This is a genomic window from Ornithinimicrobium carbonis, from assembly GCF_977012275.1.
Genome location: NZ_OZ348993.1, coordinates 96,220 through 107,339, shown reverse-complemented (window position 1 = coordinate 107,339; position 11,120 = coordinate 96,220). Strand labels below are relative to the sequence as shown.

Genomic DNA, 11,120 nt, shown 5'->3' with positions numbered 1-11,120 from the left:
TCCGGACAGCAGAACGGCCGGTCGCAGGGCGGTCCGCTTCGAGAGGCCTGGAGCACGGAGGCCGACGAGACGGCTGGAGCAGGTTCTCGGGGTCCCGCCCGTTCGGACGGCTAGAGGTCAGTACAGCTAGAGCAGGTCCTCGGGGTCCCGCCCGTACATCCGCGCCAGCTGCTCGGCCATCACCTCGTGGACGAGCGCGGCGAGCTCGGGCTCGTCGTGGGCACGGTGGGTCACCGGCCGCCGGTAGACGACGAGCCGTGCGGCCAGGTTGCGTTCGGCGGGGAAGAGCCGGCCCAGGGGCACGCCGTCCTCCCACGGGGCGGGGTCGGAGGGAGGCACGTCCTCCACCGCCAGCTCCACCCCCAGCTCGTGACCCAGCCGCCGCTCGAGGGTCTCGGCCGCGTCGAGGACCATCTCGTCGAAGCGGGCCGCCGCCGTGGTCATGACGGGGACGCGGGGCCACGCCAGCGGCCCCCGCATGCCCCGGCCGTGCCGGTCCCGACGCCTGCTCACGCCCCGACAGTAACCCCTGGGCCGGGGGTGGTCGGGGTGCCTCCACGGGAATGTCGGCCCGGGCACCTACAGTGGGGTGTTGTGACCGTCTCCCGCCAGTGCTCCAAGACAGCGTGCGTCCGCCCGGCGTCGTCGACGCTGACGTACGTCTACGCCGAGCAGACGGCGGTGCTGGGACCGCTGGCGACCTACGCCGAGCCGCACTCCTACGACCTGTGCGAGGAGCACGCCGGTCGCCTCACCGCACCGCGCGGCTGGGACGTCGTGCGGATCGAGCTGCCCGAAGGTGAGCCGCGCCCCCCGGTGGACGACCTGGCCGCGCTCGCCGACGCGGTGCGCGAGCACCGCGGGACGGTCGTCCACGTCGACGGTCGTGGCGGCAACGACAGCGGCGGCGGGGCCACCGTGACCGAGATCGCCCGGCGCGGCCACCTGCGCATGCTGCGCGACCGCTGAGCACCCGCACCGGCCCCGGCGGGCGTCGGTACCCTTGCCTGCTGTGACCTCCGTGAGACTGGCCGACGTCGTCAAGGCCTACGACGTGCGCGGCCTGGTGCCCGAGCAGCTGGACGCGGGGGTATGCCGCGTCCTGGGCTCGGCCTTCGCCCAGGTCGTGGTGCTGCCCGAGGGTGAGCAGGGTCTCGTCGTGGGGCACGACATGCGCGCCTCCTCCCCGGAGCTCGCGCAGGCGTTCGCGGACGGGGTGGCCGCGCACGGCGTCGACGTGACGATGATCGGCCTGGCCTCCACCGACCAGCTCTACTACGCGAGCGGGTCGATGGACCGCGCGGGGGCGATGTTCACCGCGAGCCACAACCCGGCCGGTTACAACGGCATCAAGCTGTGCCGGCGGGGAGCCCGGCCCGTGGGCCAGGACTCCGGGCTCGCGGAGGTCCGCGACCTGGCGCAGTGGCTGCTCGACCGGGGCGGGCTGCACGACCTGCACACCGCCGACCGGGCCGGGACGCTCTACGCCACCGACGTGCTCGGTGACTACGCGGCATACCTGCGCTCCCTGGTGGACCTGCGCGGCGGCCGGCCCCTGACGGTCGTCGTCGACGCGGGCAACGGCATGGCGGGGCACACCGTGCCCGCGGTCCTGGACCAGGCCGACGTGCCGGTGCGGGTGGTGCCGCTGTACTTCGAGCTGGACGGCACCTTCCCCCACCACGAGGCCAACCCGCTGGTGCCGGAGAACCTGCGCGACCTGCAGGCCGCGGTATGCGAGCACGGGGCGGACCTTGGCCTGGCCTTCGACGGGGACGCCGACCGCTGCTTCGTCGTCGACGAGGCCGGGCGGGCGGTCTCGCCCAGCGCGATCACCGCGCTCGTGGCCGCCCGGGAGATCGCCAAGGAGGTCGCCCGCGGCGTCGAGGCATCCTCGGTCGCCGTCGTGCACAACGTCATCTGCTCGCGGGCCGTGCCCGAGACCGTCTCTGCGCTGGGCGCCCGGCCGGTGCGCACGCGGGTCGGGCACAGCTTCGTCAAGGCGCAGATGGCCGAGCACGAGGCGGTCTTCGGCGGCGAGCACTCGGCCCACTACTACTTCCGCGACTTCTGGTACGCCGACACCGGGATGCTCGCCGCGCTGCACGTGCTGGCGGCCCTCGGCGAGCAGGACGGGCCCCTGTCGGCGCTGGTTGCCCGCTACGAGCGGTATGCCGCGTCCGGGGAGATCAACTCGCGCGTGGCCGACGTGCCGTCCGCCGTGGGGCGGGCCCGCGACTGGGCCGCGGCCCGGGGTGCGACCGCCGACACCCTCGACGGGCTCGTGATGACGCGGGAGGAGGCCCCCCTGTGGTGGTTCTCCCTGCGGGCCAGCAACACCGAGCCGCTGCTGCGTCTCAACGTCGAGGCGGCCGACACCACGACCATGGAGCAGGTCCGGGACGCCGTCCTGGAGCTGGTACGACAGGAGGACGCAGATGGCTAGGCCGCAGTACGAACCCTGGGTGCGGGAGATCCTGCGCTGCCCCGTCGGACGGCACGAGCTCGTCGACGTCCTCGACGAGGACGGCCTGCCGGCGCTGCAGTGCGCCCAGGACTGCGACGGCCCCGGTCGTCGCCGCCGCTATCCGGTGGTCGAGGGTATCCCGGTGCTGCTCGTCGACGACGCGACCGTCGTGACGGTCGAGGACGGGGACTGACCGGTGGCCCCCCACCTGGACGAGGCGCTCCTGGACGATCCGGACGAGCTGCAGCGCAAGGATTCCCGGGCCACCCTGCGGGCGCTGGCGACGGCCGGGGCACAGGTCCGCGAGGCGCTGCACCTGGGCGCCGAGGCCGGGATCGACCGGCTGGCGGCGCAGGAGCGCCCCCGGTCGGTGCTCGTCGCGGCGATCGGTGGCTCTTCGATCGTGGCCGAGGTGCTGGAGCTGCTGGCCGAGCCGGGGTCGCCGGTCCCCGTCCAGGCCCGGCGCAACCTGCCGCTGCCCGGCTGGGTCGGTCCGATGGACCTCGTCGTCGCGGTGTCCCTGTCGGGCCGGGCGCCGGGTCCGCTGGCGGTCGCCGCCGAGGCCGCGCGCCGAGGTGCCTCGCTGCTCACGGTGGGAGCGGACGACTCGCCCCTTGCGGAGGTCACCCGGCGCGCCCGGGGGATCCACGTGGGGACCGGTCGGCAGCGCACCAGCTCCCGGACGGCCCTGTGGACCCTGCTGACCCCGGTGCTCGTGGGGGCCGACCGGCTCGGGCTGCTCGACGCCCCGGAGGGCGTGCTGCACCGGGTCGCCGACCGGCTCGACGAGCGGGCCGAGGAGCTGCGCCCCACCTCCGAGTCGTTCGTCAACCCGGCCAAGCTCCTCGCCCTGCAGCTCGCCGAGACCGTCCCCGTGGTGCTCGGCGACGGGCCGCTGGGCGGGGTCGCGGCCGCCCGCGCCTCCTCCATGCTGGCCCGCACCGCCCGGATGCCCGCCCCCTTCGGCGAGCTGCCCGACGCGGCCAGCGGGATCGTCGCCTGCTTCGACGGGCCCTACACCTCGCGGGGCGGGCCGCGGCCCGGCACCTACGACGAGCGGCGGATCCGGCTGGGCGACATCGACACCAGCTCCTGGGAGCCGCACCACTTCGACGAGCCCGAGGGTGAGCTCATGGAGCGCCGGCGCAGCCCCCAGGGCGGGCGGGACATCTTCTCCGATCCCTACCTCGACGGTCCCACGCTGCCGCCCCTGGGGCTGCTGATGCTCCGCGACGCCCCGGTCGACCCGCCCACCCGCGACTCGGTGCAGGCAGACGCCCTGACCGAGGCCGTGCTGAGCACCGCCCAGGAGGCCGGCGTGCGGGTGATGGAGGTGCGCGCCGCACAGGGCGACCCGGTCGTGCGCCTCGCCGACCACGTCGCGATGGTCGACTTCACCGCGACCTACATGGCGCTCGGGCTGGGGCTGGACCCCTCCGTCAGCCCGCACGTGGCCGACCTGCGGGACCGGACCCGTGGCTGAGCGGGCGGACGTCCGCGACCGGGTCGGCTGACGCAGCGCGCCGCCTCGTCGTGCGCCCCGGGCGTAGGCCCGGCAACCGCCCGGTCTACGCCCGGCGCACTCCCGTTGCATGACCGGCGGGTGCCCGGTGCTGCCCGACACCTCCCCGACGCGTCTCCGGTCCGTGCCCGGCAGGGTCAGGCCGGGAGGTCCATGCCCTCCTCGTCGTCGTCCAGGAAGTCTTGGTCGTGCTCGACGTCGGCTCCGTCGTGCTCGAGGTCGGCCCCGTCGTGCCCAGGGTTCCCGTCGTCGTGCCCAGGGTTCCCGTCGTCGTGCTCGAACCCTTCGAGCTCGTCCCACTCCTCGACCAGGTGCTCCGCGTCGTGGCCAGAGCGGTCCGACCACCAGGGTGGGCGCTGGCCGTGCCATCGGGCGGCCAGGTCCTCGAGCGTGTCGAGCACCGGTGGTGGTTGCGAGTGGTGGGTCTGGCCGTAGCGGGTCCGGACCCGTACCGCCCGGGTGCCGTCGGCCGCGGTCACCACCTCCGTCCGCAGGCCCTCTGCCTCCTTGTCGAGGTTGCAGGCCCGGCAGAGCCCCTGGCCGTTGGCGGCGGTGGTGGCACCGCCGTCCCTGGCCCGGGTGACGTGGTCGACGTCCTGGACGGGTGCGTGGCAGTAGGGCATCGCGCACTCCTGGTCGCGGGCGACCACGAACCTGCGCAACGGACCGGAGAAGAGGCGTCGCCGCCCGTCCGTCTCGGCGAGGGTGGAGTCGACCGGGTCGAGCAGGAGCCGACGGAGCCAGGCGGTGGCCGACGCGACGTCCACGCCGCGGGTGCTGCCCGACGCGGCGATCATCCGTGCCAGCGCAGCCGGCACCGGCCCGTAGCCGGGAGCGCGGGCCGGGTCCCCTCCCTCGTCGAACAGGGCCCGGTCCGTCATCACCAGGCCGATCTCCACGGGCATGCCCTCGCGGGAGGGATCGACGCCCGTGACGCGGCGGACCAGCTCGTCGGCCCGCAGCTGCGCGACGGTCGGGACACCGTCCTGGGCGCTGCTGCCGTCCCCGTCCGTGGAGGCACCGGCCGACCCGGCGAGCCGGGCCGACCGGGCGTGCTCCTCGAGCGACCTGTGCAGGGCGACACCCTCGACCAGCGGCAGCAGACCGCTCAGCCGAACCATCCCGTCGGCCGCGGGTCGGATCGAGACGTAGCGGTCCTCGACCGCCCTGGCATGGCGCTGCAGGAAACCGCGCTTGTCCGCCTCGTAGGCCAGCGATGCCGCTCGCCTCGACAGCCTGCCCTCCGAACAGGTGCCGAGCGTGGGTGCCAGCCGGGCGTCCACCTCCCGGGCCTGCTCCTCGGTCAGGTCCCTGGTCTCCTTCTCGACGAGCGAGGCCGCCCACTCCGAGATCCGCCCCTCGCGGAAGGCCGCCAGGGTCTGCGGCAACCGGGCGTGCAGGGCCCGGGCCATCGCGATCAGCGACCGTGACCGCTGGGGTGAGACCCTCCGGGCGAGGGACACCTCCAGGGTCACCCCCTCCCGCTCCCTGCGGCGGTGACCCAGCTCGCCCTCCGTGGCCTGCCGGTCCAGCGCCGCCTGCTCGTGCAGGTCCACCGTGATCGCCGCCTGCGCGGCGGCGCACACGTTCTTGAGCCGCTCCAGCTCGGCGAGCGTCGCCGCCCGCTCCTGCTGCGTCAACGGCTCTCCGGGCCCCGCCAGCAGGTCCGAGACCTCCCGGACCCGCACCAGGACCGCTGGTGTCGAACTGGCCAGCTCCAGCCCGTGCCTGCGCAGCACCGAGACCGGCGCCCCTCGCGGAGGACCACCATCCGTCGCGACCGGCACGTCCTCATCCCCTCCGTCCATACCCTCACCCCTCCGTCGGGTGCACCTCTCCTCCCGAGGTGCCCGTACCGGCACGCTAGGGGCGAGCACCGACAAACCCGCTGACCTGCGCAAATACGCACGTGTGCCAGACTCGATCCGTGAGCAACGCCGCCCGTGACCGCGCTGACGACCCCGTGACACGCCATACCCGCTCCGTCCGGGACCTGGAGGAGGGGATCGAGCAGGACTTCTCCAGCAACCTCTCCTACGGGGAGTACCTCGACCTGGAGCGGGTCCTGTCGGCCCAGCACCCGCGGGCGGTGCCGCCGCAGCACGACGAGCTGCTGTTCATCGTCCAGCACCAGACCTCTGAGCTGTGGCTCAAGCTCATGCTGCACGAGCTCACCTCCGCCCGGGAGCTCGTCGCCGCCGACGACCTGCAGCCGGCGCTGAAGCGGATCGCGCGGGTCAAGCACATCCAGCACACCCTCACCGAGCAGTGGTCCGTCCTGGCCACGCTCACCCCCAGCGAGTACGCCCTGTTCCGCTCCTTCCTGGCGACCGGCTCGGGCTTCCAGTCCTGGCAGTACCGCGCCGTGGAGTTCTCCCTGGGCAACAAGAACCCCTCCATGCTGCGCGTCTTCGAGCACCTGCCCGAGGTGCACGCCGAGCTGGAGGCGCTGCTGCACGCGCCGAGCCTCTACGACGAGGTGCTGCGCTGGCTCGCCCGGGCCGGTCACCCCGTCCCGCAGGAGGTGCTGGAGCGCGACGTGACCCAGCCCTACGAGGCCTCGCCGGGGGTGGTCGACCTGTTCGCCACCGTCTACGCCGACCCCGCCCGGCACTGGGTCGAGTACCACGTCGCCGAGGACCTGGTCGACGTCGAGGACAACTTCCAGGTATGGCGCTTCCGTCACCTCAAGACGGTGGAGCGCATCATCGGCTCCAAGCCCGGCACCGGTGGGTCCTCGGGCGTTCCCTTCCTGCGCCGGGCCCTGGACCTGACCTTCTTCCCCGAGCTGTACGACGTGCGCAGCCGCATCCAGGACGTGACGCCCGGCGGCTACCACGGGGGCGACGGCCATGAGTGAGTCACCGTCCCGCGAGCAGGCGCTCGCCCTCGACGCCGCGGACCCGTTGGCCGCCTTCGCCGACGAGTTCGAGCCGGCGCCCGGGGTGGTGGCCTACCTCGACGGCAACTCGCTGGGACGACCCGTCGCCGGCACCGCCGAGGAGCTGGCGCGGTTCGTCCGGCAGGACTGGGGCACCCGGCTCATCCGGTCCTGGGACGAGGGGTGGATGGGCTGGCCCGAGCGGGTCGGGGACCTGGTGGGCCGCGCCGCGCTGGGCGCGGCGCCCGGCCAGACGGTCGTGGCCGACTCCACGACCGTGCTGCTCTACAAGGTGCTGCGGGCCCTCGTGGACCACCAGCTGGCGCTCGACCCGGCCCGGGCCGAGCTGGTCCTGGACACCGACAACTTCCCGACCGACCGCTACGTCGCCGAGGGGATCGCCGCCGAGCGGGGGCTGCGGCTGGTGTGGATCGACGTCGACCCGTCGGCCGGGGTCACCCCGCAGCAGGTGGCCGACGCCGTCGGTCCCGCCACGGGGGTCGTGCTGCTCTCGCACGTGGCCTACCGGTCCGGCTGGGTCGCCGACGCGCAGGAGATCACCCGGCTCGTGCACGAGGCCGGGGCCCTGGTGCTGTGGGACACCTGCCACTCCGCCGGGTCGGTGCCGGTGCACGCCGACGAGGAGGGCTGGGACGCGGCCGTGGGCTGCGACTACAAGTACCTCAACGGCGGGCCGGGGGCGCCGGCGCACGCCTACCTGGCTGCCCGCCTGCACGACCTGCCGACCCTGAGCCAGCCCGTGCAGGGCTGGATGGGCCGGCGCGACCCCTTCCTCATGGAGCAGGGCTACGTGCCGGCCCCCGGGGTGCGCAGCCTGGTCAGCGGCACCCCGCCGGTCGTGGGCATGGTGCCCGTCGCCCGCGGTGCCGGGATGCTGGAGCGGGCCGGGATCGAGCGGGTGCGGGCCAAGTCCCTGCTGCTGACCGACCTGGTGCTGGACGTGGTGGACTCCTGGCCGGGCGAGCTCGGGGTCGTGGTCGCCAGCCCGCGGGAGCACGCCCGCCGCGGCGGGCACGTGACCCTGCGCCACCCCGCCTTCGCGGAGGTGAACCCGCGACTGTGGGCGCGCGGCGTCATACCCGACTTCCGTTCCCCCGACGGGCTGCGGCTGGGACCCGCGCCCCTGTCGACCCGGTTCGTCGAGCTGTGGGACGGTCTGGCGGCGGTCCGGGAGGAGCTCGGGGCGGCGACTACCCTGTCCGGGTGAGCGAGACCACCGGCAGCGATCCTGGACCCACCCGCTTCGACCTCGTCGTCATCGGCAGCGGGTCGGGCAACTCCCTGGTCACCCCCGACTTCGAGGACCGGCGGACCGCGGTGGTGGACCGAGGCATCTTCGGCGGCACCTGCCTCAACGTGGGCTGCATCCCCACCAAGATGTTCGTGCACACCGCGGAGGTGGCCCGCACGGTCCGCGACGCCGCCCGCTTCGGCGTCGACGCCACCCTCGACCAGGTCCGTTGGGACGACGTGCGCGACCGGATCTTCGGACGGATCGACCCGATCAGCGAGGGGGGCCGGGACTACCGGCGGGACGCCTCCCACACCGAGGCTTACCTGGGGCACGCCCGCTTCGTCGGCGACCGCGAGCTCGAGGTGCGCATCGCCCACCCGGGCGGGGCGCACGAGGTCGGCAGCGTGCACCGCATCCGGGGCGACCAGGTCGTGGTCGCGGCCGGCAGCCGGCCGCACATCCCCGCGGTGGTCGCCGGCGCGGGGGTGCCGTACCACACCTCGGACACGGTCATGCGGATGGACGAGCTGCCCGCCAGCATGGTGATCGTCGGCGGAGGCGTCATCGCCGCCGAGTTCGCCCACGTCTTCTCCGCCCTGGGGGTCGAGGTCACCGTCGTCAGCCGGGGTGAGCGGCTGCTGAGCCAGGTCGACCAGGAGATCTCCTCCGCGTTCACCGAGCTGGCCCGGGACCGCTGGCACCTGCACCTGCGCGCCGCCCCGGTGGCCGCGCGGCGGGCAGGGGCCGGCGTCGAGCTCGAGCTGGCCGACGGCACCACCGTCACGGGAGAGGCCCTGCTCGTGGCCACCGGGCGGATGCCCAACAGCGACGACATGGGGCTGGACGTCGCGGGGGTGCAGGTGCGGCCGGACGGACGGGTGCAGGTGGACCAGCACGGTCGCACGACGGCCCCGGGGATCTGGGCGCTCGGCGACGTCAGCTCGCCCTACCAGCTCAAGCACGTGGCCAACCACGAGGCCCGCGTCGTCGCCCACAACCTGGTCCACCCGCAGGACCTGTGGTCCTTCGACCACCGCTTCGTGCCGGCCGGGGTGTTCAGCAACCCCCAGGTGGCCACGGTGGGCCTCACCGAGGCGCAGGCACGGGAGCAGGGGTATGCCGTGACGTGCAAGACCCAGGCGTACGGCGACACCGCCTACGGCTGGGCGATGGAGGACACGACCAGCCTGTTCAAGCTGGTCGCCGACCGTCGCACGGGACACCTGCTCGGGGCGCACGCCATGGGCCCGCACGCCAGCAGCCTCATCCAGCCGGTCATCCAGGCCCTCAGCCTCGGCGGACCCACGGGGCCGCTGACCGCCCTCCAGCTGGCCCGCGGGCAGTACTGGATCCACCCGGCCCTGGCCGAGGTGCTCGAGAACGCGCTGCTGGGGCTGGAGGTCGCGCCCTACGAGGACGTCACGGCCGACTACGACCCGCTGGGGGAGGACGTGGACGCGTAGCGGCGCCGGGGATCAGGGACCTGTCGGTACCGACCCGTAGCATGGCCTCCATGCCGAGCACGACGACGTCCCTGCAGCACCGCGTCCGGGACCTGTCCCTGGCCCCCGCGGGCCGCCACCAGATCCGCCTGGCCGAGCACGAGATGCCGGGCCTGACCGCGCTGCGCCGCCGCTACGAGGGGCAGGCGCCCCTGGCCGGCGCCCGGATCGCCGGCTCGCTCCACATGACGGTGCAGACGGCGGTGCTCATCGAGACCCTGGTGGAGCTCGGCGCCGAGGTGCGCTGGGCCTCGTGCAACATCTTCTCCACCCAGGACGAGGCGGCCGCGGCCGTCGTCGTGGGCCGGGACGGCACCCCGGAGGACCCGCAGGGGGTCCCGGTCTTCGCCTGGAAGGGCGAGACGCTGGAGGAGTACTGGTGGTGCACCACCCAGATCATGCTCTGGCCGGACGGCCAGGGGCCCAACATGATCCTGGACGACGGCGGTGACGCGACGCTGCTCGTCCACAAGGGCAGGGAGTGGGAGGCCCGCGGGGCGGTGCCCACGGCCGAGGAGGAGGACCCCGAGGAGTGGCGGGTCATCCTCGAGACCGTGCGCGCCGGCCTGGCCGAGGACCCGCAGCGGTGGACCCGGGTGGCCGAGGGGGTCCGGGGCGTCACCGAGGAGACCACGACCGGGGTCCACCGGCTCTACCAGCTGCACGAGGCCGGCGAGCTGCTCTTCCCCGCGATCAACGTCAACGACTCGGTGACCAAGTCCAAGTTCGACAACGTCTACGGCGTCCGGCACAGCCTCGTCGACGGCATCAACCGGGCCACCGACGTCCTCATCGGCGGCAAGGTCGCGGTCGTCTGCGGCTTCGGCGACGTCGGCAAGGGCTGCGCCGAGGCGCTGCGCGGCCAGGGAGCCCGGGTGATCGTCACCGAGATCGACCCGATCTGCGCGCTGCAGGCCACGATGGAGGGCTACCAGGTGGCCCGGCTGGAGGAGGTCGTGGGCCTGGCGGACTTCGTCGTCACGGCCACCGGATGCCGCGACGTCGTCACCGCCGACCACGTGCGGTCGATGAAGGACAAGGCGGTCGTGGGCAACATCGGCCACTTCGACAACGAGATCGACATGGCCGGGGTGGCGCGGATCCCGGGGGTCCAGCGCACCGAGATCAAGCCCCAGGTGCACGAGTGGACCCTCCCGGCGGAGGAGGTCGACGGGACGGAGCGCCCGGAGCGCTCCGTCATCGTGCTGTCCGAGGGCCGCCTGCTGAACCTCGGCAACGCGACCGGGCACCCCAGCTTCGTGATGTCGACCAGCTTCGCCAACCAGGTGCTGGCGCAGCTGGAGCTCTTCGTCCGGCCCGAGGACTACCCCCTCGGTGTGCACACGCTGCCCAAGGCGCTGGACGAGGAGGTGGCCCGGTTCCACCTGGAGTCGGTGGGGGCCGACCTGACCGAGCTGACCAAGGAGCAGGCGTCCTACCTCGGGGTGGACGTCGCCGGCCCGTACAAGTCCGACCACTACCGCTACTGAGCA

The 11,120-nt window shown here is 73.7% G+C and carries 10 protein-coding genes; 8 read left to right on the top strand and 2 right to left on the bottom strand.

Going from position 1 to position 11,120, the window contains the following annotated elements; genetic code table 11:
* Window positions 1-126: 126 nt before the first annotated feature.
* Window positions 127-513, bottom strand: coding sequence for a metallopeptidase family protein (locus ACWHYA_RS00415; protein WP_425939900.1), 387 nt, complete (start codon window positions 511-513; stop codon window positions 127-129).
* An 81-nt stretch (window positions 514-594) separates the two neighbouring features.
* On the opposite strand from ACWHYA_RS00415, the gene ACWHYA_RS00410 reads away from it, so the two are divergent.
* The 4 genes from ACWHYA_RS00410 to ACWHYA_RS00395 are packed head-to-tail and all read left to right on the top strand — an operon-like array spanning window position 595 to window position 3,950.
* The gene (locus ACWHYA_RS00410; RefSeq protein WP_425939902.1) at window positions 595-969 is read left to right on the top strand and encodes a DUF3499 domain-containing protein; all 375 of its coding nucleotides are present in this window, start codon (window positions 595-597) and stop codon (window positions 967-969) included.
* Between the two features lie 43 nt (window positions 970-1,012).
* Entirely contained in the window at window positions 1,013-2,446 is a 1,434-nt protein-coding gene (locus ACWHYA_RS00405) for a phosphomannomutase/phosphoglucomutase (protein WP_425939904.1), read from the top strand.
* Entirely contained in the window at window positions 2,439-2,660 is a 222-nt protein-coding gene (locus tag ACWHYA_RS00400) for a Trm112 family protein (RefSeq protein ID WP_425939905.1), read from the top strand. The genes ACWHYA_RS00405 and ACWHYA_RS00400 overlap by 8 nt, the downstream gene beginning before the upstream one ends.
* A 3-nt stretch (window positions 2,661-2,663) precedes the next feature.
* The gene (locus tag ACWHYA_RS00395) at window positions 2,664-3,950 is read left to right on the top strand and encodes an SIS domain-containing protein (protein WP_425939907.1); all 1,287 of its coding nucleotides are present in this window, start codon (window positions 2,664-2,666) and stop codon (window positions 3,948-3,950) included.
* Between the two features lie 176 nt (window positions 3,951-4,126).
* Here ACWHYA_RS00395 and ACWHYA_RS00390 read toward each other — a convergent pair whose 3' ends face one another.
* A complete protein-coding gene (locus tag ACWHYA_RS00390) occupies window positions 4,127-5,797 on the bottom strand; it encodes an HNH endonuclease (RefSeq protein ID WP_425939909.1) in 1,671 nt (556 codons plus the stop codon).
* 119 nt (window positions 5,798-5,916) lie between these two features.
* On the opposite strand from ACWHYA_RS00390, the gene kynA reads away from it, so the two are divergent.
* Genes kynA through ahcY form a run of 4 tightly spaced genes read left to right on the top strand, consistent with a single transcriptional unit; the run spans window position 5,917 to window position 11,117 of the window.
* Window positions 5,917-6,849: a tryptophan 2,3-dioxygenase gene (gene kynA, locus ACWHYA_RS00385; protein ID WP_425939910.1), complete on the top strand. Its 933-nt coding sequence runs from the start codon at window positions 5,917-5,919 to the stop codon at window positions 6,847-6,849.
* A complete protein-coding gene (locus tag ACWHYA_RS00380) occupies window positions 6,842-8,098 on the top strand; it encodes a kynureninase (protein WP_425939912.1) in 1,257 nt (418 codons plus the stop codon). Before kynA ends, ACWHYA_RS00380 begins: the two co-directional genes overlap by 8 nt.
* Window positions 8,095-9,588: a mycothione reductase gene (locus tag ACWHYA_RS00375; RefSeq protein WP_425939914.1), complete on the top strand. Its 1,494-nt coding sequence runs from the start codon at window positions 8,095-8,097 to the stop codon at window positions 9,586-9,588. The genes ACWHYA_RS00380 and ACWHYA_RS00375 overlap by 4 nt, the downstream gene beginning before the upstream one ends.
* A gap of 50 nt (window positions 9,589-9,638) precedes the next feature.
* The gene (gene ahcY, locus ACWHYA_RS00370) at window positions 9,639-11,117 is read left to right on the top strand and encodes an adenosylhomocysteinase (protein WP_425939916.1); all 1,479 of its coding nucleotides are present in this window, start codon (window positions 9,639-9,641) and stop codon (window positions 11,115-11,117) included.
* The last annotated feature ends 3 nt before the right edge of the window (window positions 11,118-11,120 follow it).

Bases quoted from the DNA above. Each gene is read 5' to 3' on its own strand.
- ACWHYA_RS00390 (WP_425939909.1), bottom strand. From the start codon at position 5,797: ATGGACGGAGGGGATGAGGACGTGCCGGTCGCGACGGATGGTGGTCCT.
- ACWHYA_RS00400 (WP_425939905.1), top strand. From the start codon at position 2,439: ATGGCTAGGCCGCAGTACGAACCCTGGGTGCGGGAGATCCTGCGCTGC.
- ahcY (WP_425939916.1), top strand. From the start codon at position 9,639: ATGCCGAGCACGACGACGTCCCTGCAGCACCGCGTCCGGGACCTGTCC.
- ACWHYA_RS00380 (WP_425939912.1), top strand. From the start codon at position 6,842: ATGAGTGAGTCACCGTCCCGCGAGCAGGCGCTCGCCCTCGACGCCGCG.